We start from the raw sequence: 25722 nt of genomic DNA, 5'->3' as shown, positions 1-25722 counted from the left end.
CCGGTCGGCCTGTCGGGCGGACTACCGCCGCGGAGGCGCGTCGCCGTGCCGGAGGCCGCCCGGGCCGGGGCCGGCGCAGGCGCCCGCGGCACACGCGGTGAGCCAGGCGTCGAAGTCGGCGTCGTAGCGGGCGCCGACGCCGTCGTACACGGCGTAGCCGCCCGGGTAGTCGCCGACCCTGAAGTGGGCGAGCATCCGGTGGATGTCCTCCGGGTGCTTTTCGAACATGTAGCGGACCGCGAGATAGCCCCACGGGTAGGTGCGCGTCACGTCGCTGTTGCCGTAGGTGTTCTGGAACAGCGTGCTCAGTGTGTAGGTGTGCCTGCCCGCCTCGGCGACCGCCTGGTCGTCGGTCATGCCGCGGTAGCCGTAGGAGACGTATTCGGCCAGGCCCTCGATCCACCAGACGTCCGGCACGGCCGTCTGCTGGGAGAAGTCGCCCTTCATGTCGTCGCGGGCGTCCAGGTAGTGCGTGTACTCGTGGTTGAGGTTCCAGATCCGGGCGGTGAAGCCGTCGTCGTACCCCTTCTGGTACATGATCGAGAGGGGCTGGTTGCGGGGGTCGGCCGGATCTCCCACCAGGCTGATGCCGCCGTTGTCCGTGCTGACGCCGAAGATCGTCCCGGCATAGGTCCGGTAGGCGTCGCGGTCGGCGAACACGACGAGCTGGACGGTCGATTCGTACTGCCCGGGTATCGGTCCGTCGTCCTTGACGAGGGCGTGGAAGTACGGGTCCTGGCCGACCAGGCTCGCGCACGTGGCGTCGAGTTCGGCGGCGGTCAGGGCCTGCGCCCGGATGGTGTGGGTCGCGTCGCAGGTGTGGGTGAGGGGCAGTGCCGCCTTCGCCAGTCTGCCGGCGAGGTCGCAGACGCCGTAGTACGAGCAGTGGGCCTTGTCGTAGGAGTCCAGCTGGGTCGCGACCGCGACCCACAGCCCGGCTGTGGGCCCGGTGATCCGCGATGCCTTCAAAAGGCCCTTGACCAGCGGGCGGACCGTGGCCCGGAGGCCGGGATGCCCGATGTGGCGGGCCAGGACCATGCCCGCGTTGGATTCCAGGTGGGCACGATCGGTCCCCAGCAGGTTCCGGTGGTCGAGAGCGAACGTGTGGAGCGTGTCGAGGATGCGTGGGTCGGCGGTGACCGCGTCGATGTAGGCGGTGTTCCAGTTTCCGCGCCACAGGGGTGTGTAGACGTCGTTGACGGCTGCCACCATGCCGGCGACGGCGTCATAGGAGCTGTTGTAACCGCTCAGCACCCTGCGGTAGACGTTCAGGTAACGCCCCTGCAGGTCGGCACTATCGGTGAGGACGATGACGTCGCCGAGGACCTCGCCGTTCGCGGAGGTGACGTCCCTGGCGTGCCGGCGGGCGAAGAAGGCGTCCAGGCCCCGGGTCGTGGCGATGGTCAGGGCGGTGCCGTAGGGACCGACGTCGGACGGGTTGTTGAACTGCACGTAGTAGCCGGCACGCAGGAACAGGACGAGTTGCCATATGCCGGCCGAGTTGTCGCCGCCGTATCGCCGCGCCGCGTGCGTGAAGGCGTGGGCGACGGTGACCATCTGCAGCTCACGGAAGATCGCGCGTGCGTCCTCACCGGTGACGGCGAACAGGCTGTTGACGCACTCCACGGTCGAGGTCGCCACTTCCCTGATGATTAAGCGAGTTCAAGCGTCAGGGGAGGCGTTGGTTGAACGAGTGGCATGTGGTGCGTGTACCGGATCCCGGACGCTGGGGGACGCTGCCGCCTGAGGGGGTTCTGGGGGTACAGGACTTGCCGGCGGCAGTCGCCCGGATCGGTCTGCGGCCGGGTGATCCGGTGTTCGTGGCGCCGGACGGCACGGTCGACCGGGATCTGCTGGACTTCGTCCGCTCTCATGACTTTCGGAACCTGGAGCGGGAGACGAAGCGGAACTACGCGACGGATATCCGCCCGCTGCTGACCTTTCTGTCTTCGCGGGGAGTGCCGTGGCGGAGGGCGACGCGGCAGGACCTGGCGGATTACCGGCACTGGAGGTGCCGGGCGGCGGAGAATCCGGGCCGGATCGGCGGGACGAAGTGGGACCGGGAGGCGTCCGCGTTCACCAAGCTGTTCCGGTGGGCGAAGGTCTACCCGCTGCCGGTGGACGTTTCGCGGCGCGAGGACCGGGCTGCGGACTCGGTGAGCTCGCGGGTGCTGTGGCTGACGCCGCGGACCTGGGGCTTGTGGTCGGACATCGGGCTGCGCGGCCACACCCGCGCCGGGTTTCCGGCACCGGGGTGGGAGGCGCGGACGGAGCTGCGCAACACCAGCTTCGTGCAGCTGCTGCTCAGCTCCGGTCTGCGGCGGCAGGAGGGCGGCGCGCTGCTCACCTTCGAGTTGCCCAGCCGACGCCTGCGGTTTGGCCGCTACTGCCACGGGCACGTCGCCGCGTCGCTCACCCGGGCGAAACAGGGCCGGGTCTTCTACGCGTCCATCGACGCGGTCGGCCAGGTCGAGGCTTACGTGGAGTCGGAGCGGGCCTGGGCGGTGCAGCGCGCCCAGGCGGCGGGCCGCTACGAGAAGCTGCCCATGATGCGGCTGGTCACGAAGGTGACCCGCGGGCTGAAGCCGCGGATCGAGTGGGTCGACGCCGACGGTGTCGTCGGCGGTCAGGAACTTGGCCGCCTGGACTGGCGCGAGCGGCAGTGGCTGTTCCTCGAGGGGCCCGACGGGCCGGAGCCTGCATGGTTGTGGCTGACCGAGCAGGGTCTGCCCATGGTCCCGGACCGGTGGAACGGCGTGTTCAGGGCCGCGAACCAGCGCTGCGAGGAGGTCCTGGTCACCGAGGAAGAGCGGCAGATCAGCCGGGATTTCCGGCTGGCGGAGGTCCGCGGGAAGAGCCCGTACGCCACCCCGCACGCCGCGCGGCACTCGTACGCCCTGTACATGTTGGTGGTGCTGAACCAGCTGATGGAGTCCCGCTACGGGCTCACCGCCGCGGACCGGCGGGACTTCGCCCTGCTGTTCGGTGACCCCTGGTGGCTGGTGAAGACGCTCCTCGGGCACGCAGACGTGGAGATCACGAAACGGCACTACCTCGCGCCGGTCGCGCACCTGCAGCTGGAGTCGATCCTCGCGGCCGCAGCCACCGGCGACGACCAGGAGCAACAAGTCGAGGACCTGGAGGGCGTGTTCGCACGGCTGGCCCGGGAGTCGCAGGGCATCCAGGACATCGAGATGCTGCTGGAGGCGGGCTCGTGACCGGGCGGGGACGGCGGGCCGTCCTGCCTCCGGCCGACCACCGCACCGAGCCGCTCCTGGCCCCAGACGGGGTGGTAGTGAGGGTCGTTAACAACGCGGGATACACGAAGGCGTTCGACTTCGCTGAGCTGCCGGTCGCCGAGCCGATGCAGCGGTCGCTGGCGACGGTGTTCGCCGCCCGGGCGCCGGGATGGACCAGCCACGCGACCGCCCAGGGCTACTGGGTCGCGCTGAACGCGTTCGCCCGGTTCGTCGCCGAACTGGACCAGCCTCCCAAGGACCTGGGGGATCTGACCACCGCGCAGCTCAAGCGCTGGCGCGCCCGGCACATCGCCACCAACACCGGCAAGAGCGTGCTGCGGCAGGTCAGGCCGTTGCTGACGCCAGATCCGCGGCTGGCCAGCGGGTTGGTCGCGGACGAACTCGCCCGGCGCATCCCCAGCCCGAGGCCGTATGAGAAGTCCTATGACAAGCAGGAGCGGGAGCGGGTGGTGCTGGCCGCGCAGCGGCAGTTCCGGTCCGCGCTGCTGCGGATCCGGGAGAACACCCGCCTGCTGGAGAGCTGGCGCGCCGGCGAGCTGGCGGAAGGCAGCCGGGAATGGAAGATCGGCCAGATTCTCGATCACCTCGCGCGCACCGGCGAGGTGCCCACCACGATCACTGCGCGCGGGCATCACTGCGTGAAAAACCGCGTGTTGCTGGGAGGCAGCGGAGCGGAGGCCACATGGGGACGGCTGTTCTTGTCGCGCTCGGAGCTCACGGCACTGGCGGTGCTGCTGACCGACCGGTTCGGGTGGAATCTGTCCGTCTACGACTGCCTGCCGGCCCCGACCCGGGCGCCGTCGGTCGGCGAGACAGCCTCGGTGACCTACCAGCTGCAGATCGAAAAGCGCCGCAAGGGCCGCGGCCACTGGTTCTCCACGGAGAACATCACCGACTGCGGGGCCGACTCCCCGGGGCGGCTGATCACCCAGGCGCTGGAGGCCACCGCGCACGGCCGTGCACTGGCCGCCCGCCTCGATCCAGGCATAGGGCTGCTGATGGTCGCGCGGATGCACTACCCCACGCGCCGGCACCAGCACACCGAGCGGCCCCGGCCGGTGGGCCCTCTGGCCCTCGGTGTCGGCCATGGCGATGCGCAGTGGTGGGCGCAACGGCACGGGCTGGACGGAGCTCCGTTCAGGCGCACCCGACGCACGACCGTGACCCGCGAGGGCCGTCCCCTTCAGCACTCCCCGGGCACGCATCAAAGTGTCTACGTGCTCCCCGACGGGCAGGTGCAACGCGCCTCACAGAGCGTCTTCGAGGCCGGAGCCCGCGAGGCCCTCGACCAGGCCCGGGCCGTAGTGTTCGCCGGCCACGTCGCGGGCGCGCAGGATCCTGCCCACCAGCAGACGGTGACCGCGGACTGCGCGGACGAGACGTCCAGCCCCTGGCCCGGCCCGGAGGGCGGCTGCGCCGCAGACTTTCTGCTCTGCCTGGCCTGCCCCAACGCCCGTGTCCACCCGGGGCATCATCCCCGGCTCGCCCACCTGCACCAGGTGCTACAGAGCCTGCGATCCCCTCTGCCCGATGGCACGTGGCAGGAACGATGGAGCGAGCACGCACTACGGCTCGATGACCTGCGCGACAAGGTCGGGCCGACGGCCTGGACAGCGGCCCTGGCCCGGGTGGACGACGCTGACCGCACTCTGGTCCACCTCCTGGTGAAGGGAGAACTTACCCCGTGACCAACGGCGCCACTGCCGAGCTCGACCCGTACGTGCTGGCCATGCCCACCCCGGACAGCCCCGTGGTGCTGCCTGAGTGGATCAGCCCGGGCAACACGCACCCGAACTCCCGCTACCAGGACCCCATCTGGTCCGTGGCCCCGCTCATCGACAACCCTGGCACGGGCATGGGCAAGATCCACTGGAAGAACTGCCCCGAACCTTTGCGGGACGAGGTGAAGCTGGTGGCGTGGACCATGATCAACGGTCAGCGTCGGCCCACCTACCTCCAGACCCGAGGAGTCCAGGCCCGGGGCCGCACGTCCGCGCCGCACATGCGTGCCAGCTGCTGGGAGTGGATGCGGCTGGCCCGCTGGCTGCACAAGCGCCAGATCATGAGCCTGGGGGCCTGCACCGAAGCCGAACGGCGGGCCTATGCCGGCGAGCGCCTGGGCCAGGTGTCCCGCGACTCCGCTGCGATCCTCTGTACCCGCTTGACGGACCTGTGGGCATTCGACCAGCTCAGTGCCCGCCCCTCCGGCATCAGCCGGCCTCCCTGGGAGACCGATGGGGTGGACGACTTCCTTCCCGCCGCCGATACCGCGGGCCAGGGCGAGAATGCGACGGAGCCGCTGGACCCGCTGGTGCTCGGGCCGTTGTTGACCTGGGCGATCCGGGTCGTCGACGACTTCGCCGACGACATCCTGGCGGCATGGACCCAACGGTGCTGCCTGGCCAACCAGGCCGCCGCCAACACGGCCACGCCTCAGACGTTGGCGGCGCTTGAGCGGTGGCTGCTGCCACTGGCGCAGGCTGGTGGCCCGCTGCCCGCCAGCCCGGTGGGGAACACCTTCCGGGCGGCCCGCAGCTACGTCGCCGCTCTCACCGGCGCCAGCGTCCCGCAGACCGCGAGGTTCATCCAACGCCACGACCTGCATCGGGTAGCAGCGAAGCGGCCGGGGCCGTGTCCCCTGGATGTTCCGGTTACCGGTCGGATCAACGGCAGGCCCTGGCGCGAGCACCTCGACTTCCACGAGGCAGAGGAACTGATGCGGCACCTGAGCACCGCCGCCGCGATCATCTGCTTGTACCTGACCGGCATGCGCCCGCAGGAAGTACAAGGCCTGCGCTCCGGCTGCTGCCCCGAGCCAGAACCCACCGCTGACGGCACCCGAGGACGCCACCTGATCCGCAGCCGCCACTACAAGAACGTCACCGACGACGACGGCAACCACATCTCCGCCGGCGAGGTCCGCCGCGTCCCCTGGGTCGCGATCACACCGGTGGTCCACGCGATCCGCGTGCTGGAGCGGATGGTGCCGCCGGGGGAACTCCTGCTCAGCGCTGCCCACCACGGCACCTGCGGCAAACAGGGCGCACTGAAGAAGGAGACACTGACCAAGCGGATCGAGTCCTTCGTGGACTGGGCCAACCGCGAAGCCCAGACCCACGGGCTGCCCGACCAGACCATCCCCGAGGACCCGCACGGTCCGATCAGAATGGGCCGGTTCAGACGCACCCTGGCCTGGCACATCGCACGGCGCCCCGGAGGTCTGATCGCCCTCGCCATCCAGTACGGCCACATGCGCACCGTCTTGGACGCACGCACCTCCAGCGGCTACGGCTCCCGCAGCCGCCGCGGCATTCACGCCGTCCTCGACGTCGAAACGGCACTGGCCGCCGCCGACACCGCCGCGCGGTTGCGGGACCGTGCCGCGGCCGGCGAGAAGATCTCCGGTCCTGCCGCCCGCAGGGCCCTGACCGCCGCCGCTCACGCCCCGCGCTTCGAGGGCCGCCATGTCCCCCGCACCTTCGCGAAGAAGGCCAGCGCCTTCCTTGCTCGGGACGGCATCGTGCTCTACGACAACCCCGACGCGTTCCCGATCTGCGCGTTCAAGCACGACAACGCTCTGTGTGAGCCGGAGCCCGGAGCCACAGCCCCCAGGCAGTACGACTGCCGGCCCGGCTGCGGCAACACCGTGCGCACCGACACCCACGCCCGTCTCCTGAGCGAACGCGCCGACGAGATCGACCAGCTCGCCAACCACGCACCACACCCCATCGGCCAACGCCTACGCGCCAACGCCAACCGGCTCCGGGCCACCGCCGCCACGCATGACGCCACCGCCCAGCCCGCCGAGGCCCTCACGTGAACGATCAGCACCAGGACGAGCGCGCCCGCATCCGCCATGCCATGGACCGGCTCCTGGCCGGACAGGCCACCGCCTCCAACGGCAGTCTCACCGTGGTCGCCCTCGCCGCCGAAGCAGGCGTGCACCGCATGGCCCTCCTCAGACGGCACACCGACCTGAAGAACGTGTTCTACGAGCGGGTGCGCACCGAGACCCGGCAGGTCCCGGAGCCCGAAAGACGCCTGCGGGAAACCGTCACCAAGCTCAAGGAGACCGTCGCCCGACAGAAAGCCGAGATCGAAGAGCTCCGCCATCTGGTGGCCAGACTCACCCTCGCCAGCGCCGTGCTCATCCACGACGACGATCAGCAGACGGGTTCAACTGCCGCCGACAACGTCGTGCCGCTACACCGACCACCAACGTGACGGCCGCCGCCGGCGGCTGGCGATGCGCCTCAAAGGAGGCTTCCAGCCGCATCCTCGCGGTCGCTGAACGCTGCTTCGGCCTCCGCGACGGTGTCACAGACCTGCAGGACCTTAATCGGCGCCCGTCATCTCCAGGATCCGCAGCAGCGACTGCGGCACAAACGCCAGCACCAACACGACATCACTCAGCGCGGCCCGCCGGGAAGCCCTGGTGCCTCCGGCGAGCACCTCGTCGATCTGCCCCCACAGGCCAGGGCTGATCATGTAGTCCATGTGCCGCTGATCCTGGTCACCACTCCACGGCCCACGTCCCTCGCCTCGACCGAGGGACTAACCTCGACACAGCGTTGCGACACCCGGCGGAGACCGGACTCTCCGTCCGCTACCTCCCGAAACTCCTCACAGCCGGACCCCAAAGGAAACGGACGCCAACCCCGCACAATGACCACAGCCACCGCCCGACTAGCCCCCGGACTACTTATGCCGCTTATGCCGCCAACTCCGACGAGTCGTCGCGGGGCTCCGGGCGGCCAAGCCTTTCCAGCCATCTCATGGCGAACCGCTGACAGTCATACCCAGAGCCCCCGGGGTCCTGCTGATCTTACGAGTGACCAGTTCGAACCACGATCAAGAAAGTAGGGCATACCGTCGATCCGGCTCTCGCCGCGGCCGACGGCGGCGCAAGCCGGGCAAGCTCCACGCCGACAAGGGATACGACTACGACCACCTGCGGCGATGGTTAGCGCCAGGCACTGAGCCCTCTGGAGGCATGCGACGGGAAGTGACGTCCAAAGTTGGACATCCGGACCTAGCACGATGTTATGGGGCCGCTATCTACGGTCTTGCCGGCCTGAGCGGCCATGCGACGCAGCCATATGTGGGCCGGTTCCCGCTCATGGAGGGGATGCCACCACAGGGACTCCACCAAGTGGCCGATCTCGAAGGCGGGTTGGACGACGGTGATCGGTTGTCCGGAGAGGGCGGGGATCGCGACCCGTTCGGGCATCAGGCCGATCCGGTCGGTCCTCGCGACCAGGTGGGGAATGGCCAGGAAGTTCTCCGTGACGATCTCCGCGTGCGGTTCGATGCCCTCGGCGTGCAGGCGGTTCAGGGGGGAGAAGACCGGCGACGGGTGACGGTAGGGCAACACCCAAGGGTGTCCCGCCAGTTCCTCCCGCCCGAGGACGGCCGGGGCGCGGTCGGCGGACATCACGCACACCCAACGGTCCTTGTACAGGTCGAAGGTGGGGATGTTCGACAGGATGCCCTGGGGCAGGACGAGGGCGTCCACCGTGCGCAGGTTGTCCAGCGCCTGCTGCACGACCCGTTCGGTACTGTGCTGGAAGCGCAGCCGCACGTTCGGCGCGGCGGTGCGGACCAGGTCGGCCAAGGCCCGCCCGAACGTGGGCAGTTGGCAGTCGGCCATGATCACGGTGAACTCGTGCCGGGCCTGCGCGGGATCGAAGTCGGGGCGCGTCTGGAGGACCCGGTCCGCCCAGTTCAGGGCCTGCTCGGTGTGTTCCACCAGTCGTTCCGCCAGGGGGGTCAGCTCGTAGCTGTTGCCCACCCTGACGAGGAGTTCGTCGCCGTAGTGCCGACGCAGCCGGGCCAGGGCTGCGCTCAGCGAGGGCTGGCTCAGACCGAGCCGTTCTGCGGCCCGCGTCACACTGCGCTCCTGGAGGAGCGCGTCCAGCGGCGGCAGCAGGTTGAGGTCCAGAGTCACGGCACCCACCTCGAATGATCATCAGCTCTGTCTATGCCGAGCATAAGGGATTTCGGCTTCCCTGATCCCAGGGCGGACGCAAGAGTGGTGACACGGCTCGGCGGGACCCCGTGTCACACGGACCGCCACCACACCCAGACGTTCGCATTCTCGGGCCTGCACCGATCGATGCAGGTGTTCCGAGCCCATCAAGGAGGCGACAATGCCGTCGTTCCATGTCCTGATCGCCGGCGGAGGCATCGGAGGGCTCTGTCTGGCGCAGGGTCTTCGCTGCGCGGGCATCAGTTGCACCGTCTACGAGAGCGCGCCGGGCATCGGGCGGGCCGGCTACCGCCTGCACATGAACGGTGCGGGTGGCCGCGCTCTCCAGCAGTGCCTTCCGGACAACCTCTTCGAGCTATACATGCAGACCTCGCGCGAGACGCCTCGCCGTGAGGTCATGGTCATGCTCGACCACCAGGCCCGCGAACTCGGCGCCCGTCCCCACATCGGCCCGCCCAACGACCCGCGGCGGCCCCACACAGCGGTCAACAGGCGCACGCTGCGCCAGATCATGGGCCTGGGCCTGGAGGACATCGTCCGCTACGACAGCACCGTCACCGGCTTCGAGACGGACGGCGAGAAGGTGCGGGTGCTGCTCGACGACGGCACGAGCGCGACCGGGGACATACTGGTGGGCGCCGACGGCATCAACTCCGTCGTGCGCAGGCAGTTGCTGCCCGACGTTCCGGTCGTGGACACCGGAATGCGCGGCCTGTACTCCATCGCACCGCTGACCGACGATCTGGCAGCGCGCCTGCCCGAGGCACTGTTCGACGGTTTCGCCGTCGCCACGGGGCCGAACGGCGCGATGTTCGCCTACGGCGTGTACCGGCCGCGCAGGCCGGTCGCCGAGGCGTTGGCCGAACTGGCGCCCGGCGCCCCCGTCGATCCCGTCGATCCCTACATTATGGTCAACCTCGGCCTTCCGCCCGGCAGCCCTGTCGCCGCCGGGGCTCCCGACCTGTGGCACAGCTCCGCCGAAACCCTGCACGCGCTGATGCGCACCGCGGTACGGGGCTGGGATCCCGCCCTGGCCGATCTCGTCGAGCACGTCGACGCGTCGACGATCTTCCCGGTGTCCACGCGTCACCTACAGCCGGCAGATCCCTGGCCGGCCGGCCGTGTCACCCTGCTCGGTGACGCGATCCACGCCATGCCTCCCTCGTTCGGCTCCGGTGCCAACACGGCACTGCGCGACGCCGCGGCTCTCGCCCGGGCCCTGGAGCGCGCCGCCCACGGCGACACACCCGTGGCGGAGGCCGTGGCCGAGTACGAGACCGAGATGCGCGCCGAGGTCTTCCCCATCCTGCGCGCCTCGGCCGACCCGCGGGCCGCCGACATCGACTTCCTGCCCGACGACCTCCCCGTCAGCCGCACCTGATCGCCGACTTCCCGACACGAGCCGCACCACGAGGAGAACCATGCCCGTCACCGAAGACATCGAGTTCCGAGTGTCGGAACTGACCCTGCGGGGCAAACTGTTCCGCCCGACCGACGGTCCCGAACGCCTGCCCGTCGCCATCCTCCAGGGCGGCCTGGGCGGTCCCGCGGAATCCATGTTCGCCATGGCCCGGGGCTTCACCGACGCCGGTCTGGCCTGCCTGATCTACGACCACCGCAACACCGGCTACAGCGACGGCGAACCCCGTCAGCAGTTCGATCCCTGGCAGCAGTGCCGGGACCTGCGCGACGTCATCACCCATCTGACCCTGCGCGAGGACGTCGACCCCGACCGCATCGCCCTGTGGGGCATCAGCATCGGTGGCGCCAACTCCCTCTTCACGGCGGCCACCGATCGTCGGGTCAAAGCGGTCGTCAGCATCATCCCCCCGGTCAGCGGCTGGAGCGCACGCACGCTCCAACCGGCCGACACGCTCGCGGAGCTGGAAGCCCTCATCCCCGCCGACCGTCAGGCCCAGCTGCGCGGCGAGCCGGCCGCGAGCATCCGCCTGCACGGCGTCCCGGAACCCGGGGACCCGGTCATGTTCAGCGACCAGGAGGGTCTGGAATTCGTCGAGAACATGATCCACGGACTGCCCAGCTTCCGGAACGAGATCACCACCTCGACCCTCGACCGCATCTTCGAGATGGAGGTGCGCGCCTACGCCGAACGCATCACCGCCCCGGTCCTGATGATCCTCGCCTCCAAGGACACCGTCGCCCCCGTCGAGGAGGCCCGCGAGATGTACGAGCGGATCCCCGGCCCGAAGGAGGTCATCGAGTACCCGGGCCAGCACTACGAGATCCTCTCGAACCACTTCCCCGAGATCGTCACCCGCAGCGCCGGCTGGCTGGCCGCCACCCTGCGCGGCTGACCGCCCCGCCATCCGCTCCCGTCCGGTCCGCCGGAGCCCGCGTGGCCCGGCGGACCGCCCCCCATCCCCCGAACACAGAGAGGTGTCGTCGATGCGTCTGCTCGGACTTGCCTGCGGGCAGGAGGACGGCAGTGCCGAGGTACTGCTGAAGGCCGCGCTCACCGCGGCCGCGCGCGAGGGGACAGCCGTCGAGATGGTACGGCTGACCGACATGTCCCTGGTGACCGCCGCCACCGCGGACGCCGGGGACGACGCGGCCTGGTTCTGCGACCGGCTGCTCGACGCGGACGGCGTGATCGTCAGCTCCCCCACCTACACCCGCAGCGCACCGGGCGCGTTGAAGCTCCTCATCGACCGCGCCTTCGGTCCGCGCACGGACGTGGTCTTCGTCCGTAAAGCTTTCGCCCGCCGCGAACACGGCCCGGCCGAGCAGAAGGAGACTCGCGGCCTTCTGGGCGTCGACACGGCCCCCGACCCGCGGGTCCTCAAGCCGCGCGTGGCCGGCTTCATCGCCGTGGGCGGCTGCCCGTCACCCCACTGGCGCACGCTGACGCTGCCCACTCTGCACGCCCTGGCCTTCCCCCTGCACATGGCCGTCGCCGACCAGATGGAAGTCCCCACCCCCGGCGGCCTGGGCGGCATAGCCACCGACCCGGCAGCTGTGCTGCGCGCCGAGCGGCTGGGCGGCGCGGTTGCCCGGCAGCTCGGTCTGCCCCACGACGAGGTCCGGTTCCTGGGGGAGCCCGGCACCTGCCCGATGTGCCACCTCGACCTGATCGTGCTGCGCGGCGGCCGCGCCGAATGCGGCACGTGCGGGGCCGCGGGCCGTTTCGTCGTCGAGGACGGCAACGTCCGGGTCGACTTCTCCCCCGCCGGCACCGCTTCCTCCGTCCACACTCTCACGGAGCTGGAGGAGCACTACCGGGAACTGTTGAGCGCCGCCTCACTGGAGCCGGACCCCCAGGAGATCGACAAGCACGCCGCCGCGTTCCGCGACAGCGTCCCCGTCCTGCGCCCACCGCGGCCGTAGACGACCGTTCGCGGGCTCTCAGGCACCGACGATGCCGGGGCCGTCAGCGGACCGGTCGGCCCCAGGATGCACCGGCGTGTGGGACATGCTCGGCGAGATCCAGTACGAGTTCGCGCTGCCGTCCATGAGGACCACCGGCACCCTCTCGGTCCGGGGCAGGTCACACAGGGTCTCCGGTGAGAGCTGGCTCGACCGGCAGTGGGGCCGGGTGCCAGCGTCCCCCTCGATGCGCTGGACCTGGATGAACCTCAGCTCCACGGGCCGGCCCCAGGTGACGTCGCCCTGCTGGCGGCCTGCACCCGGGCCCTGGGGACCGCCAGGTCGCCGCCTGGGATCTGGACACCGAGCCGGAGTCCGTCCGCAACGGCCCGTTCGAGGGCCGCGCCCCGTAGCGGGCCGATGCCCGGCAAGCCGTCCGCCTGAGGACTGGAGGAACTCGGCTGTCACCACCGAACTGGCGGCCGCCGAACCCCTTGCGAGCCGGGGTTGCGGCGGATCAGGAGCGGGGCGTGACCAGCCCGGCGTCATAGGCCATGATCACGGCTTGAATGCGGTCGCGCGCACCGATCTTCGCGAGGACCCGGCCGACGTGTTTCTTGACGGTGGATTCCGTGAGGACCAGCCGCTCGGCTATCTCCGCGTTGGTCCAGCCTTTGCCGATCGCCACCAGGACCTCGTGCTCGCGCTCGCTCAGCGTCCGCAGCCTGGGATCGGTGTGCGGCTCTGCGGGGGAGGCGGGAGAGAGCACCCGATGGGCGTGGGCGTCCAGCAGGCGTCTGGTCAGTCTGGGAGCGACGACCGCGTCGCCCGTCGCCACGGCATGGATCCCGGCGACGACTTCCTCGGGGCGGGCGTCCTTGAGCAGGAAGCCGCTCGCTCCGGCGCGCAGCCCCTCGTACGCGTACTCGTCCAGGTCGAAGGTGGTGACGATCAGCACGCGGGTACGGCCGCCGGCGGCGACGATCCGCCGGGTGGCCTCGATGCCGTCCATGCCGGGCATGCGGACGTCCATGAGGACGACGTCCGGGCGCAGTTCGGCGGCGATGCGGACGGCTTCGGCGCCGTGTCCGGCCTCGCCCACGCACTCCATGCCCGGGGTGCCCTGGAGAAGCATGCGGAAGCCGAGGCGTTGCAGAGGCTGGTCGTCGGCGATCAGCACGGTGGTCATGGGATCTGCTCTCCCTGGGGCTGCGGGCCTCCTGGGGCGGGGCCTTGTGCGGGGGACGGGGCAGACGCCGGCGGATCGGTGAGTGTCACGTCCACGGTCCAGCCGGACCGGTCGTCACGCGGCCCCGCGGTGACGGTGCCGCCGTACATTGCGGTCCGCTGCCGGATACCGACCAGTCCGTGTCCCGGACCGTCGGCCTCTGCCAGGGGCCGCGCAGATGTCCGGGCGCCGGGGGGCGGCCCGGTGTCGGAGACGCTGATCCGGATGTCTCCGTTCCCGGCGGTGACGGTGACGTTCGCTGCCGAGCCGGTGCCGGCGTGCTTGAGGGTGTTGGTCAGGGCTTCCTGGACGACGCGGTAGACGGTCAGTTGCACCCCGCTGCCGAGGGCGCCGATGTCTCCGGACGTCCGGCAGGTGACATTCACACCGGCCGCACGGACCCGGGCCAGCAGCGGATCCAGATCGCGGACGCCGGGCTGCGGGCTGAGCCGCTCGGCCTGGTCGTCGGATTCGTCGCCCAGGACACCCAGGACGCGCCGCAGTTCGCTCATCGCCTGCCGTCCCGTGTCCCCGATCATGCGCAGGGCCTCTTCGGACCTCTCACCCGTGCTGGAGGCGAGGGTGGCGGCGCCGTCCGCGAGTCCCACCATGACAGACAGGTTGTGGCCGACGATGTCGTGCATCTCGCGGGCCACCCGGGAGCGTTCGGCGGCGGCGGTCAGCCTCTCGCGCTGCTCACGCTCGATCTCCAGTCGGGCCGCCCGGTCCTCCAGCGCCGCGAGGTACACCCGCCGGGTGCGCAGGGCCAGGCCCAGGGCGATCGCGGCGATCTCCTGGCTCGCCACCGTCAGCAGGCCCTGCCACAGCCGGTCGGCGGGTGCGAGGAACCACACCGCCGCGCTCAGCTCGACGGTCGTCGCGGCGGCCGCCCAGCCAAGCCTGCGCAGGGGGCCGTTCAGTGCCAGGTTGAACAGGGCGATGAGCAGACACCCGCCCGCCGGCAGCAGCAGGCCGAGCGCGATGAGGGCCGGGGCGCACACCGCGATCACCGTGAAGACGGCCGTCGGCGCCCTGCGCCGCCACCACAGAGGCACGACGAGCATGGCGGACAAGGCCGTCTCGAGGCCGAACGGCAGGTCGGCGAGCGCCCGGATCTCGCCGAACGGGCCGTGCTCGCCCGGGGAGCGGAACACCGTCACAGCGGCGACGACCAGCACGATCGCCGAGTCGAACAGCCACGGATGCCGGCGGCCGCCCCACTTCAGGTGCCGCTGCGCGCGCAGCAGACGCCCCATGAGCGGATGCGACCAGGCCGCCTCCAAGCCGGGAGGCGGCGCGAGGGCCGGCCGGCCGGAACAGGGGCGGCGGCCCGCGCTCCCGGCCTCCGCCCCTCCTGTCGTACCCGTCGCAGGCATGCTCTCGCCCAATCGGTCAGACGTCCGTACGGACAAGCCGGTACGCCGCCCCGGTCAGTGTCAGCGCCACCCATCCGGCGAACACCGCCAGGCCCGCCCAGGGGCCGAGCGAGTCGGTGGCCTGGTGCAGGTGCGTCACCGCTTGGCCGGCGTTGCTAGGCAGATACGGCGTGATGTCGTCCTTCCAGGACGCGGGCAGCAGCGAGGTCAGGCCCGGCAGGATCAGCAGGCTGCTCACCAGCACGGTGATGCCGCTCGCGGTGGAGCGCAACAGCGAGCCCAGGGCCACACCCCACACACCCACCAGTCCCAGATAGAGGCCCGCTCCGATCAGGGAACGCAGCACCCCGTCGTCCCCGAAGGACATCGAGATGCTCTCGCCGTCCAGGGACGCAACACCCAGCCCGAACGCGGCCAGCGCGCCGATGACGACCACGGGCACAACGAGAACGCCGGTGACGACGCTCTTCGACCACAGGACCGGCAGCCGCCTGGGCACCGCCGCCAGCGTGGAGCGGATCATGCCCGTACTGTACTCACCGGCTGACATCAGGACCCCCAGGACGCCAACGGCCAGTGAGGCGAACGTCAGGCCCGTCAGGGCCACGCTGACTGCGTCCTCGGGGCCGGAGGACGATCCGGGCGGACCGCCGCCGTTGCTGCCCGGGCTGTATGTGGCGGCGGCGATCGCACCGATGGCGGTCAGCAGGAACAGGGACACGCCCAGGGTGATCCAACTGGACCGCAGCGACCAGAACTTGCCCCACTCCGAGCGAAGCACCCCGAGCGCCGTGACCCGGTAGGCGGGCCGGTCGGGGCGGGCAGGTGCGGCGTCCGCGGCCACCGGCGTGATGGTGATGGTCATCAGGCGGCCCTCCGGGCGGCAGTGTCGGCGGGAACGCTGTGGTACTCCACCGCGTCGCTGGTGATGTCCATGAACGCCTCCTCCAAGGAAACGGTCTGCGGGGTGAGCTCGTACAGCGGAATCCCGTGTTGCGCGGCGATCGCGCCGATGCCACGCGCGTCCACACCCAGGACGACCAGTTCCTCCGCGGTCGAGGACGTGACGCTGACGCCCGGCCCCGACAGCAGCGAGCGCAGTTGTTCCGGCTCGGTGGTGGCGACCTTCACGCCCCTGCCTCCGACCTCCTGGATCAGGCCGTCGACCGTGGTGTCCGCCAGCAGCCGGCCCCGGCCGACGACGACCAGATGGTCGGCGATCAGCGCCGTCTCACTCATCAGATGCGAGGACAGCATCACCGTCCGTCCCTCGGCGGCCAGCCCCGCCAGCAACTGGCGCACCCACAGCACGCCCTCCGGGTCCAGACCGTTGACCGGCTCGTCGAGCATGATGATCTCCGGGTCGCCGAGCAGCGCCGCCGCGATGCCGAGCCGCTGGCCCATACCCAGGGAGAAGGCCCCGGCCCGCTTGTGAGCCACACTGTGCAGCCCGGCCAGGTCGATGACCTCGTCGACGCGGCGACGCGGGATCCCGTGAGTACGGGCGAGGGCCATCAGGTGGGTGAAGGCGGTGCGGCCCGGGTGGACGGACCTGGCCTCCAGCAGCGAACCGATCTCCTGCAGCGGCGCGGCGTGCCGGGCGTAGCGGCGGCCGTTCACCATCGCCGAGCCGCTGGTGGGCGCGTCCAGGCCGATGATCACGCGCATCGTGGTGGACTTGCCGGCTCCGTTGGGACCGAGGAAACCGGTGACCTGGCCTGGCTTCACGCTGAAGCTCAGCCGGTCCACCGCGGTCTTGTCCCCATATCGTTTGGTCAACTCTCGTACTTCGATCATGGGTTGATCCCGATCCACTCCCGCCGCTCCGGCCGGTCCGGAGCGCGTGTCTCAAAGCTAGGTACGGAACGGGCCGCGTCCCTGGGACCAGGGGGGACACTTCGGCATCGCCGTGGTACCTCGGTACCACTGGGGTCGCACAACGTTGACCCCACCACCGGCGAGATCCGCCGCCACCGCGTCGCAGTTGCCGCTGCGCGATCCAGGGGCTGTCGGGGCTGTGCTCTGGAAGAGCCAGGCGCTGCCGGGCATGCAGGCCGGTTCGACCGTCCGGTAAGAGCTCAAGACCTTCAGGAGGCTGAACAGCTGAACTTGACGGGGAACGCGACGAAGGCCGCGAGTGCGGACCCGCTCAGGCCGCCGAAGTCGGAGGGGGCGCAGTGCCTCGACTCCCACTTGGTCTTCGGCCCGGTGCCGGCGGAGGGTGGAAGCGCGGTCGACTCCGCCCGTAGGGGCGGGAGCCGGTCCGGAGCGACCCGTCGTCCCTGCACGGTCCGGTCCGAGGCGCCGAGGTCCGAGCCGGTGGGAGGCACCGGAGGCGTCGTGGTCCGGGATGCGGTGACCGCGTCGGTGCCGGCCGGGGGCGGGGGGCGAGGGCCGGTGTCGTCAGGAGGCCGACGACGGCGGCACCGACGGCGAGGGCGCCGGCCACGCGTCTGGGCAGGGCGAAGTGGTAGCGCATCTGGGCTCCTTCACGGATAGATGCGCCTCGGAAGCGGTGATGAGGCGTGAGAGGCACCTTCTCAACGGCCGGTGGTCCTCACAATGGCGTGTGACATAGCACATTGCACACCGAGGGCCATAACATCTGGCATGGCATCAGGCCGGATGCCCGTCGTAGCTACGTCACGGTCACGCGCCACGTCCGCGAGGCCCAGGTCCTCAGGTGCGGAGAGCGGGCGACGAGGTCCTGGTAGGCCGTGGTGGCGGAGACGCAGAGCGTCTCGGCCAGTTCCTCGGGAACCCTCTCGCGCCGCCAGGTCAGCACGTAGCGGCACCACAACGGTGTGCCCATCAGTGGTTTGACCAGCACGCCCGGCGTCGGCCGGAGTGTCGCCTGCACCAGGGACACCCCGAGACCGTCGGCGATCATGTGCTGCAACTGCGTCTGGTCGCCGAGGAACTCGTGCACCACCGCAGGTGAGAAACCGTCCGCCTCGCATGCCGTGTAGAACACTCCCGGCCAGCCCGCCCCGTCGTCGGGTGTCACGAACCACGCCTCGTCCGCCAGGTCGGCGAGCGCGACCTGGGGCTGGTGTCTGAGCCGGTGACACGCCGGCAGAGCCACGAACGTCGGCTCGGTGACGATCCCCCGATGTGCCACCGCGGCCGAATGGCGCAACTCCCTGCCCGGGTAGTCCGTGGCGATCGCCGCATCCACCACGCCCTCCTGAAGGAGCTCGACGATCCGGGAGGACGCGTACACGCTGCTCACCGTGAGCGACACGTCCGGCAGCCGGCGCCGGATCCCGACCACCATGCCCGGCAGAATCGGCGAGTTGGTCGCGGCGACGCGCAGGGTCCGGCGCGCCCTCGACGTGCTCCCGCACGGAGGGCACCCGATCGCCTCCACGCGGGCGAGGACATCCCGCGCCCGCGACACGATCTCCGCACCGTATCTGGTGAGCCGCACACCTGAGGCGCCGCGCTCGAACAGCTGCTCACCGAAGTGGCGCTCGATGCGCTGGAGCTGGGTGCTCATGGCCGGTTGCGAGTACCCCAGGTCCGCCGCGGCCCGGCCGACGCTTCCCGCCTCGGCGATCGCGCACAACACCCGCAGGTGCCGGAGCTCCAATTCCATCGGCGCTCGCCTCCGCTTCTCCGACCCCGGGTGGTACCCGGCGGAGGGGAAGCGTTCCATCGCGCCGTCCCGCCCACAAGGCGGTCATCAGCCGAGTCGTTCACTGCCGCACGGGCTTCAGTTCGGCGAGGAGGACGGTGCGGTCGTCCGTGCCGTCCGTGGCTGGTGTGTCGTGCAACAGCCGCCGGCCCAGCGCCTGCAGGGCGCCCAAGCCGGTGGAGTCCGCGGGCGCGACGGCGCGGGAGTCCAGGAGGCCGGCGAGGGCGGCGATGCCCTGGTCGATGTCGGTGTGGCGGGACTCCACCAGGCCGTCGCTGTAGAGCAGCAGCAGCGCGGGTTCGGGCACGTGCAGCACGGTCGGCTCGTAGGTGCCCGTGCCGAGGCCGAGCGGCAGGCCGGCGCTGGTGAGCGAGACCGGTGCGGCTCGTCCGTCCGGGCCCCGGATCAACGGCGGAGGGTGACCTGCGCCGACGAACGTGCAGGTACGCCGTTGCGCGTCCCACTCGGCGTACATGCAGGTGGCGAAGGAGGCGCCGGGGGTGTCGCAGGCGAGTGCGTCGAGCCGGCGCATCAGCTCCGCCGGGGCTATGTCGAGGCCCGCCAGAGTGCGCACGGCGGTACGCAGTTGGATCATGGCGACCGCCGACTCCGGGCCGTGCCCCATGGCGTCCCCGACGACCAGACCGATACGGCCGCCCGGCCGGGACAACACGTCGAACCAGTCGCCCCCGATGATGTTGTCGTGTCCGGCGGGAAGATAGCCGTGGGCGATGCGGCAGCCGTCGAACTCCTGTGCGGTGGCGGGCAGCAGGCTTCGCCGGATGGCCAGAGCGGTGCGGCGCTCACGCTCGTACCGGCGTGCGTTGTCCAGGGCCACGCAGGCCCGCGCGGCCAGTGACTCCACGGCCGCGGCCTCGTCGAGGCGGAAGCGCGCCCGGTGCGGGCCACGACTGCCGACGATGAAACCGACGGCGGTGCCGCGCAGATGCAGCGGCACCACGAGGAAGGAAACCGTCTGCAGGAGGCGGTTGATCCGGGCCGTGTCGCCGCCGGAGGCGGTGAGGCGTTCAGTGGTGTGGGCGTCGACCGCGTCGAGCAGTTGCGTGCGCCGGGTGGCCAGGGCGCGCGCGTAGGGCGTCTCCCGTGGAAAGACGATCACCTCGCCGACCGGCAGTATGCCCTCCCAGTCCTCCGCCGCGTCCGTTCCGACGCGCAGCGCGAGCCGGCGGGCCTCGATCTGCGGCGGGTCCGCGACGGCATAGGCGTTCTCCTCGACGAGCCAGCGCTGGAGCAGGTACACCGATGCCGCGTCGCAGAACCCGGGTGTCAGCGCGTGCACGATGTGACTGCCGGTCAGGTGCAGGTCGAGCTCGGAGCCGATGACGTCTGCCGCCGGGGAGAAGGGAAGCCGACGGGGCGAGCTTGCGGCCGCCGGTGCTTCCTCGAAGTGGCTGCGCGCTTCGTTCCGCAGGGTCGTGCCTTTCCGGTTGGTGGCCGGGTGCGGCCGGCGGCGGGGGATCGCCTCGCCGAGTGGTCGCTGACAACTATATGATGGAGCATCAAGATCAGTGCCGATTCGGGGAGTTGTGGTGCCGGGTCACGAGGGTCTCCCGCAGGGCGTCGATCCCGACAAGGCGAGCGTCGCCCGGATGTACGACGCCATGCTGGGCGGGCAGCACAACTTCGCGATCGACCGGGAGGCGCTGGCGGCGTTCACCGCCATCGACCCCCAGGTCCGCACCCTGGCGCGGGCCAACCGCGCCTTTCTCCGGCGGGCCGTGCGCTTCCTGATAGGGGCCGGGGTGCGGCAGTTCATCGACCTCGGCTCTGGCATTCCCACCCAGGGCAACGTCCACGAGGTGGCGCAGGAGGCCAGCCCCGGAGCGCGGGTGATCTACGTGGACAACGACCCGGTGGCCGTGGCCCACAGCGCTTCCCTGCTCGCCGACAACCCGCACGCGGACATCGTCGACGCCGACATCCGAAGGCCGCGGGACATCCTGTCCTCGCCGCAGGTGCGGAAACTGATCGACTTCGAGCAGCCGGTCGCCGTACTGATGATCACGATCCTGCACTTCATCACGCCGGAGGAGGACCCGGCCGGTCTCGTGGCCGCCTTCCGGGACGCCGTCCCCGAGGGCAGCTGGCTGGCGATGAGCCATGCCACGAACGAGGACCGGCCGGACACGGCCGCCGCCGTGGGCAAGCTGTACCGGTCCCGGGCGACATCGCCGGTCACCGCACGTTCCCGCGACGAGATCCTCACCCTGTTCGACGGATTCGATCTGGTGGAGCCCGGCCTGGTCCACGTACCGCTGTGGCGCCCGGACCCGGAGGACCCGGTGCCGGACAACCCGCGGGAGTACTGGGTGTACGCGGGCGTGGGCCGCAAGGACCGCTGAGGGACCCACGCTGCGGCCGTCGCCTTGACTTCGAGTGCACGCGAAGATCTAGCGTGCACGGCATGGCTCACCGGGAACAGGCCATGGGGCGGCGGGCGCCGGGCGGCCGACTCGTCACATGGTCGCGCGCCGGATCTCGGCGCACTGCGGACTCTCCACCGCCTGCCGGACTCTGCCGCCTGCCGGACTGTGCCGCGTGCGGACCCCGGGATGCCGCTGCGGCGGATTCGCTGCTCCATGGAGTTGAGGAGGCCGGTGAGTCCGGCCGGTGAGGCCGCGAGGCCGCGGGCACGGTGAGCCTCCCGCTTCGCACGCACCCGCGAAGCGAAGGACAGCATCGCAAGGAAGGGCTGAGACGCACATGAAGCAGCGCAGGCTTCGGGACCTGGAGGTTTCCGCCATCGGTCTCGGCTGCATGGGGATGTCCGCCTTCTACGGCACCGCCGACGAGGACGAGGGCATCAGGACCATCCGGCGCGCCCTCGAGCTGGGCGTGACGTTCCTGGACACCGCACAGCTCTACGGCCCACTCACGAACGAGACGCTGATCGGCCGTGCGATCAAGGGACACCGCGACGAGTACGTGATCGCGACCAAGTTCAACTACCGGATGGACGACGCCGTCCCCGGGGACATCAGCACCGTCGGGCGGCAGGACGGCTCGGCCGAGCATGTGCGCAGCTCCGTCCATGGCTCGCTCAAGCGGCTCGGGACCGACTACATCGACCTGTACTACCAGCACCGCGTCGACCCGAACGTGCCGATCGAGGAGACGGTGGGGGCGATGGCTGAGCTGGTCGCGGAGGGCAAGGTACGCCACATCGGCCTCAGCGAGGCGGGGGCGCAGACGCTGCGCCGCGCGAACGCCGTCCACCCGATCACCGCGGTGCAGACCGAGTACTCGCTGTGGTCGCGCGACCCGGAGGCCGCGGTGCTGCCCACCTGCCGTGAGCTGGGGATCGGGTTCGTCCCCTACTCGCCCCTGGGGCGCGGCTTCCTCGCGGGCCGGTTCACCTCGCCGGACGAACTCGACGAGGGCGACTTCAGGCGCAACGGCCCCCGCTTCACCGGCGAGAACCTGAAGGCGAACCTCAGGCTGACCGAGAAGGTGAAGGAGATCGCCACCGAGAAGGGCGTGACCCCGGCGCAGCTCGCTCTCGCCTGGGTGCTCGCACAGGGTGAGGACCTGGTTCCGATCCCGGGCACCAAGCGCCGCACCTACCTCGAACAGAACGCCGCCGCGGTCGACGTCGAGCTGACGAAGGACGACCTCGCCCGGATCGACGCGGAACTCCCGGAGCCGGCGGGCGACCGCTACGACGAGGCCGGGATGGCGGCCGTCGATCTCTAGAACGGCGGCCGTGGATCTCCCTGACCACCTCAGGGATTGCCCCTCGGCACAGGGGTACCCGGTGGTGACCGCAGGTGCGGGAGCGCATCCGTGCCGTCGTGGTGGGGAACCGGTGGCCCAGCCGCCACCGGGGCATGGGCGACCGTGAGGAGGAGCGACCGTATGAACGCCACGGACGACCTTCCCGTTGTGCGGACCCTCGGCGAGCTGGGGGCTCTGGTGGGCCGCGACTGCGACCTCTACGTCCGCTGGTCGCGCGGACCCTCCGCCGATCTGGGGAACGCGAAGAGCAGGGACGACCTCACCGGCGTCCCGATGCCGGGGCTGTCGGCCAACCCCCTCGGGGTCGAGCCCTGGTGGGGGGACCGGCCCGTCGAGCTGTGGGTGGCCCGGCGGCTGCACGACTACTCGCATCTGCCCCGCGAGAAGGGGGAGGGTGTGCGTCCCTGGGTTCTGCGGGGCCGCGTCGAGGGTCGCGGGCCCGACAACGAGCCGCTCGTACGGGACGTCGTGCCGGTCGGCTGGGTCGACGAGAAGGTCATCAGGGAGGCTCAGACCGAGGTCGACCGCCAGTCCGGCTCCTGGGGGCCGCTGCGCCGCGACGACGGACGCTGAGCGGCCTGACACACGGCGCGGCCCCCGGTCCGGTGGACCGGGGGCCCGCCCATGGGCGCGTTCTGCGTCAGCGCTTGAAGATGTCCTTCGCCTTCTCCTTCATCTGGCGCATGTCGCCCTTCGACTTCTTGCCTCGACCTTCGGCCGTCATCGACTCATTGCCGAGCGCGCGGCCGAACGTCTCCTTGATCTTGCCCTTGGCCTGTTCGAACTTCGCCTTGGCCTTCTGTTCTCCAGCCACCGTTGCTCCTCCACGTCGCATGTCGACTGGGGGGTCACCCACTACGTCGAGTGATCGGTGGTGCGGCACCCAAACATGGCCGGGCCGATCGGCACAGTGCCGACGCGTCTGCGCTGCTCCCCCTATGACGGCTGTCATCATGTGTGCTATGACCGCTGTCATAGCCGGCTGATCGGATGCGGGTCGCAGGAGACGAGGGGGCAGCGTGAGAGACGTTTCTTCCCGGCTGATGTGGGAGCTCTCGGAGCCGGTGCACGACCTTGTGTACTTCGCACCGGAGGCGCGCCAGGCCGCCGACGAGGCCGGGATGCGCGGCTTCTGGATGGGCTACTTCGGTCTGCGTGCCGCGCCGCTCGGTCCTGTTCCCGCGGCGGTCGTGACCGGCAGCTTCTACGTGTTCCATCCCGACCGGGTGGCGCGGGCGCTGCCCGACGCGTGGCGGTACGCGGCACCGTCGGATCTGCTGGCGGCCAGGGAGCGGGCAGTGGACCGCGCCATGCGGCGGCTGTACGGGGACGCGGCTGTACACGGCGGGCTGATGGCGGAGGCGGCGGACCTCGCCTGGGACGCGGCCCAGGCGGCCGACACCGCGGGACGGGTGCTCGGCGCGGCCAACCAGGCGCTGGAACGCCCTGCCCAGCCGCACGTACGGCTCTGGCAGGCGGCGACCACGCTCCGCGAACACCGCGGTGACGGGCATGTCGCCGTGCTGGTGAGCCGGGGCATCGGTCCGGTCGAGGCGATGGTGCTCAAGGCCGCCTCGGGGGAGTCGGACGGCGCGTTGCTGCGGGAGGGCCGGAAATGGGACTCCGCCACCTGGGAGGGCGCCGAGGCGCTGTTGCGGGAGCGCGGGTGGATCGACGGCCGGGGGCGTCTGACCGAAGCGGGAGCGGCCGAGCGCGCCGCGATCGAAGAGGCCACCGACGCCGCCGCGGAGGGGCCGTGGCGGGCGCTCGGCCGCGATGCCACCATGCGACTGGCCGAACTGCTCGCCCCGCTGGCCCGGACGGTGGTGGCCTCAGGAGTGATTCCGTCCGGCAACCCGGTCGGGGTCACCGGCGCCGGGCTGCCCGGTCCCGCCTGATCCGGGAGGAACGGGATCAGTCCCAGAGGGGGTACGTCACCACGCGTCCGAACCCGTCCGGCCTGCCGTCGGTGTAGGTGAGGGTCATCCGGGTGTAGTGCTGCAGCTGAGGGCGCTTCTTCCACGGCTGCGGGTGGTCGAGCCGCACGGTGACCGGATACGAGTGGAACCTGCCCGCCGCGCAGTACGGCTTGCAGTCGTTGACCATGTTGACGGCCTCGCCCACGGCCGAGCTTGGCCCCCACTGCGACCAGTGGACCGAGGACAGGAGGCTGTTTCCGTCACCGCAGGCGATCACGAAGGCGCCGGGGCGCACCTCCGGCTGCCAGAAACAGTCGACGACGACGGGGCGCCCGGACTGCCGTGGCACGGTGTGCGCGGCCGACGGCACCGTGGCCGGGGCGGCGGATGCCGTTGCCATGACTGCTGCCAGCGATGCGACGGCACCGAGCACGACCGCCTTGGTGATGGTGTGATTGCGCATGTCCGCTCCCGCCCGTCTGTCTCCGGACTCCCGTGCCACGCTACGACCGTGCCAGGGGGTCGCACCACTTGGACGCAGGACGCCTCGGATGTCGGAACGCCGTACCCGAACGGACCGGCCGGTCCCGGTTCATCCCCCGTCGGCCGGTGCGAACGTCACCTCCGCCGTGCCGACCGTCCCGCCGCGGCGCCCGGGGGCGCTGTGCCAGTTCCAGTAGAGGTTGGTGTGCGCGATCACCTGCTCCGGGGACGGCGCGCCGTACTCCGTCAGGTCCTCCGTGGTGTGCGCGTCACCGACCAGCGTCACGTCGTAGCCGCGGACGAAGGCGCCGTGCAGGGTGGAGCGTACGCAACCGTCGGTCTGGGCACCGGTGACGACGAGCCGGCCCACTCCGCGCTCGGCGAGCACCGTCTCCAGCTCGGTGTCCTCGAACGAGTCGAAGTAGAGCTTGTGGATCAGGGGCTCCTCGTCGCGGCGCACCAGCTCCGGCACGTACTCCCAGCTCTCGCTGCCTCGCTTGAGCTGGTCGTCGGAGTGCTGCACCCACACCACGGGCACGTCCTCCTCGCGGGCCCTGTCCACCAGCGTGCCGATGTTCGCGATCACGCTGTCGCGACGCGGCGTGCCGGCCATCACCCCCTTCTGGACGTCGATGACGAGCAGCGCGGTGTTCGGCCGGTCGGGCAGGGTCGTCATGGGGACTCCATCGTCTCGTCGGTGGTCCGTGCTCCTGTGCCGACGACCACAGTAGGACGGGGCACTGACAACGG

23 protein-coding genes and 1 pseudogene are annotated in these 25722 nt (G+C 70.6%); 12 read left to right on the top strand and 12 right to left on the bottom strand.

Going from position 1 to position 25722, the window contains the following annotated elements; all coding sequences use genetic code 11:
• Positions 1-21: 21 nt before the first annotated feature.
• Positions 22-1641, bottom strand: coding sequence for a collagenase (locus C3488_RS14010; protein ID WP_258053414.1), 1620 nt, complete (start codon positions 1639-1641; stop codon positions 22-24).
• Positions 1642-1685: 44 nt separating this feature from the next.
• On the opposite strand from C3488_RS14010, the gene C3488_RS14005 reads away from it, so the two are divergent.
• The 4 genes from C3488_RS14005 to C3488_RS13990 are packed head-to-tail and all read left to right on the top strand — an operon-like array spanning position 1686 to position 7484.
• Positions 1686-3218, top strand: coding sequence for a site-specific integrase (locus tag C3488_RS14005; RefSeq protein WP_103839727.1), 1533 nt, complete (start codon positions 1686-1688; stop codon positions 3216-3218).
• Positions 3215-4948 (top strand): hypothetical protein, encoded by a 1734-nt coding sequence (locus C3488_RS14000; RefSeq protein ID WP_103839726.1) that lies wholly within the window; start codon positions 3215-3217, stop codon positions 4946-4948. The genes C3488_RS14005 and C3488_RS14000 overlap by 4 nt, the downstream gene beginning before the upstream one ends.
• A gap of 41 nt (positions 4949-4989) precedes the next feature.
• Positions 4990-7080: an integrase gene (locus tag C3488_RS41540; protein ID WP_103839763.1), complete on the top strand. Its 2091-nt coding sequence runs from the start codon at positions 4990-4992 to the stop codon at positions 7078-7080.
• Positions 7077-7484: a hypothetical protein gene (locus C3488_RS13990; RefSeq protein ID WP_258053413.1), complete on the top strand. Its 408-nt coding sequence runs from the start codon at positions 7077-7079 to the stop codon at positions 7482-7484. The genes C3488_RS41540 and C3488_RS13990 overlap by 4 nt, the downstream gene beginning before the upstream one ends.
• A gap of 111 nt (positions 7485-7595) precedes the next feature.
• On the opposite strand, the gene C3488_RS40490 is transcribed toward C3488_RS13990, so the two are convergent.
• Together C3488_RS40490 and C3488_RS13980 are read right to left on the bottom strand one after the other, a co-directional pair.
• Positions 7596-7757 (bottom strand): hypothetical protein, encoded by a 162-nt coding sequence (locus C3488_RS40490; RefSeq protein ID WP_181139010.1) that lies wholly within the window; start codon positions 7755-7757, stop codon positions 7596-7598.
• 535 nt (positions 7758-8292) lie between these two features.
• Complete coding sequence (locus C3488_RS13980; RefSeq protein ID WP_258053412.1) at positions 8293-9207, bottom strand: LysR family transcriptional regulator; 915 nt, start codon at positions 9205-9207, stop codon at positions 8293-8295.
• A 202-nt stretch (positions 9208-9409) separates the two neighbouring features.
• On the opposite strand from C3488_RS13980, the gene C3488_RS13975 reads away from it, so the two are divergent.
• From C3488_RS13975 to C3488_RS42570, 4 genes and pseudogenes are all read left to right on the top strand, one after another.
• Complete coding sequence (locus tag C3488_RS13975) at positions 9410-10630, top strand: NAD(P)/FAD-dependent oxidoreductase (protein WP_103839724.1); 1221 nt, start codon at positions 9410-9412, stop codon at positions 10628-10630.
• A gap of 40 nt (positions 10631-10670) precedes the next feature.
• The gene (locus C3488_RS13970; RefSeq protein WP_103839723.1) at positions 10671-11564 is read left to right on the top strand and encodes an alpha/beta hydrolase; all 894 of its coding nucleotides are present in this window, start codon (positions 10671-10673) and stop codon (positions 11562-11564) included.
• A 91-nt stretch (positions 11565-11655) separates the two neighbouring features.
• Positions 11656-12594, top strand: a complete 939-nt coding sequence (locus tag C3488_RS13965; RefSeq protein ID WP_103839722.1) for an NAD(P)H-dependent oxidoreductase — start codon at positions 11656-11658, stop codon at positions 12592-12594.
• 31 nt (positions 12595-12625) lie between these two features.
• Positions 12626-12787 (top strand): annotated as a pseudogene (locus C3488_RS42570) (lipocalin-like domain-containing protein); the annotation flags it as partial.
• Positions 12788-13090: 303 nt separating this feature from the next.
• On the opposite strand, the gene C3488_RS13955 reads toward C3488_RS42570, so the two are convergent.
• From C3488_RS13955 to C3488_RS13925, 6 genes are all read right to left on the bottom strand, one after another.
• Positions 13091-13762 (bottom strand): response regulator transcription factor, encoded by a 672-nt coding sequence (locus C3488_RS13955; RefSeq protein WP_103839721.1) that lies wholly within the window; start codon positions 13760-13762, stop codon positions 13091-13093.
• Positions 13759-15057: a sensor histidine kinase gene (locus C3488_RS13950; protein WP_103839720.1), complete on the bottom strand. Its 1299-nt coding sequence runs from the start codon at positions 15055-15057 to the stop codon at positions 13759-13761. The genes C3488_RS13955 and C3488_RS13950 overlap by 4 nt, the downstream gene beginning before the upstream one ends.
• Positions 15058-15193: 136 nt before the next feature.
• Positions 15194-16042: a hypothetical protein gene (locus C3488_RS13945; protein ID WP_103839719.1), complete on the bottom strand. Its 849-nt coding sequence runs from the start codon at positions 16040-16042 to the stop codon at positions 15194-15196.
• Positions 16042-16974 carry an ATP-binding cassette domain-containing protein gene (locus tag C3488_RS13940; RefSeq protein WP_031116491.1) on the bottom strand — a complete coding sequence of 311 codons (933 nt, stop codon included), beginning with the start codon at positions 16972-16974 and terminating at the stop codon, positions 16042-16044. Before C3488_RS13940 ends, C3488_RS13945 begins: the two co-directional genes overlap by 1 nt.
• 841 nt (positions 16975-17815) lie before the next feature.
• A complete protein-coding gene (locus C3488_RS13930) occupies positions 17816-18775 on the bottom strand; it encodes a LysR family transcriptional regulator (protein WP_103839761.1) in 960 nt (319 codons plus the stop codon).
• 100 nt (positions 18776-18875) lie between these two features.
• Positions 18876-20114, bottom strand: a complete 1239-nt coding sequence (locus tag C3488_RS13925; RefSeq protein WP_374955417.1) for a PP2C family protein-serine/threonine phosphatase — start codon at positions 20112-20114, stop codon at positions 18876-18878.
• Between the two features lie 250 nt (positions 20115-20364).
• On the opposite strand from C3488_RS13925, the gene C3488_RS13920 reads away from it, so the two are divergent.
• The 3 genes from C3488_RS13920 (at position 20365) to C3488_RS13910 (ending at position 23143) form a co-directional block, all read left to right on the top strand.
• The gene (locus C3488_RS13920; RefSeq protein ID WP_258053411.1) at positions 20365-21177 is read left to right on the top strand and encodes an SAM-dependent methyltransferase; all 813 of its coding nucleotides are present in this window, start codon (positions 20365-20367) and stop codon (positions 21175-21177) included.
• Positions 21178-21538: 361 nt separating this feature from the next.
• Positions 21539-22528, top strand: a complete 990-nt coding sequence (locus C3488_RS13915) for an aldo/keto reductase (protein ID WP_103839715.1) — start codon at positions 21539-21541, stop codon at positions 22526-22528.
• Positions 22529-22690: 162 nt separating this feature from the next.
• Positions 22691-23143 carry a DUF6098 family protein gene (locus C3488_RS13910; protein WP_103839714.1) on the top strand — a complete coding sequence of 151 codons (453 nt, stop codon included), beginning with the start codon at positions 22691-22693 and terminating at the stop codon, positions 23141-23143.
• A gap of 67 nt (positions 23144-23210) precedes the next feature.
• Here the strand turns inward: C3488_RS13910 and C3488_RS13905 are convergent, their stop codons facing one another.
• Positions 23211-23384, bottom strand: coding sequence for a CsbD family protein (locus tag C3488_RS13905; RefSeq protein WP_103839713.1), 174 nt, complete (start codon positions 23382-23384; stop codon positions 23211-23213).
• 205 nt (positions 23385-23589) lie between these two features.
• Here C3488_RS13905 and C3488_RS13900 point away from each other — a divergent pair, with 205 nt between their 5' ends.
• On the top strand, positions 23590-24468 hold the full coding sequence (locus C3488_RS13900; RefSeq protein ID WP_103839712.1) for a hypothetical protein: 879 nt from the start codon (positions 23590-23592) through the stop codon (positions 24466-24468).
• A 16-nt stretch (positions 24469-24484) separates the two neighbouring features.
• Here C3488_RS13900 and C3488_RS13895 read toward each other — a convergent pair whose 3' ends face one another.
• Both C3488_RS13895 and C3488_RS13890 read right to left on the bottom strand, forming a co-directional pair.
• Positions 24485-24952, bottom strand: coding sequence for a hypothetical protein (locus C3488_RS13895; protein ID WP_103839711.1), 468 nt, complete (start codon positions 24950-24952; stop codon positions 24485-24487).
• A gap of 129 nt (positions 24953-25081) precedes the next feature.
• Positions 25082-25648 (bottom strand): cysteine hydrolase family protein, encoded by a 567-nt coding sequence (locus C3488_RS13890; protein ID WP_103839710.1) that lies wholly within the window; start codon positions 25646-25648, stop codon positions 25082-25084.
• Positions 25649-25722 lie beyond the last annotated feature (74 nt).

This window comes from Streptomyces sp. Ru72, assembly GCF_002920635.1.
GTDB lineage: Bacteria > Actinomycetota > Actinomycetes > Streptomycetales > Streptomycetaceae > Streptomyces.
This window is presented reverse-complemented; position numbering and strand designations above follow the sequence as displayed.

What these genes read in the sequence shown, in the direction of transcription:
- C3488_RS13890 (WP_103839710.1), bottom strand. Translation starts at nt 25,648, where the DNA reads ATGACGACCCTGCCCGACCGGCCGAACACCGCGCTGCTCGTCATCGAC.
- C3488_RS13930 (WP_103839761.1), bottom strand. Translation starts at nt 18,775, where the DNA reads ATGGAATTGGAGCTCCGGCACCTGCGGGTGTTGTGCGCGATCGCCGAG.
- C3488_RS13915 (WP_103839715.1), top strand. Translation starts at nt 21,539, where the DNA reads ATGAAGCAGCGCAGGCTTCGGGACCTGGAGGTTTCCGCCATCGGTCTC.
- C3488_RS13895 (WP_103839711.1), bottom strand. Translation starts at nt 24,952, where the DNA reads ATGCGCAATCACACCATCACCAAGGCGGTCGTGCTCGGTGCCGTCGCA.
- C3488_RS13970 (WP_103839723.1), top strand. Translation starts at nt 10,671, where the DNA reads ATGCCCGTCACCGAAGACATCGAGTTCCGAGTGTCGGAACTGACCCTG.
- C3488_RS41540 (WP_103839763.1), top strand. Translation starts at nt 4,990, where the DNA reads ATGCCCACCCCGGACAGCCCCGTGGTGCTGCCTGAGTGGATCAGCCCG.
- C3488_RS13950 (WP_103839720.1), bottom strand. Translation starts at nt 15,057, where the DNA reads ATGGGGCGTCTGCTGCGCGCGCAGCGGCACCTGAAGTGGGGCGGCCGC.
- C3488_RS40490 (WP_181139010.1), bottom strand. Translation starts at nt 7,757, where the DNA reads ATGGACTACATGATCAGCCCTGGCCTGTGGGGGCAGATCGACGAGGTG.
- C3488_RS13940 (WP_031116491.1), bottom strand. Translation starts at nt 16,974, where the DNA reads ATGATCGAAGTACGAGAGTTGACCAAACGATATGGGGACAAGACCGCG.
- C3488_RS13910 (WP_103839714.1), top strand. Translation starts at nt 22,691, where the DNA reads ATGAACGCCACGGACGACCTTCCCGTTGTGCGGACCCTCGGCGAGCTG.
- C3488_RS13965 (WP_103839722.1), top strand. Translation starts at nt 11,656, where the DNA reads ATGCGTCTGCTCGGACTTGCCTGCGGGCAGGAGGACGGCAGTGCCGAG.
- C3488_RS13955 (WP_103839721.1), bottom strand. Translation starts at nt 13,762, where the DNA reads ATGACCACCGTGCTGATCGCCGACGACCAGCCTCTGCAACGCCTCGGC.
- C3488_RS13975 (WP_103839724.1), top strand. Translation starts at nt 9,410, where the DNA reads ATGCCGTCGTTCCATGTCCTGATCGCCGGCGGAGGCATCGGAGGGCTC.
- C3488_RS13945 (WP_103839719.1), bottom strand. Translation starts at nt 16,042, where the DNA reads ATGACCATCACCATCACGCCGGTGGCCGCGGACGCCGCACCTGCCCGC.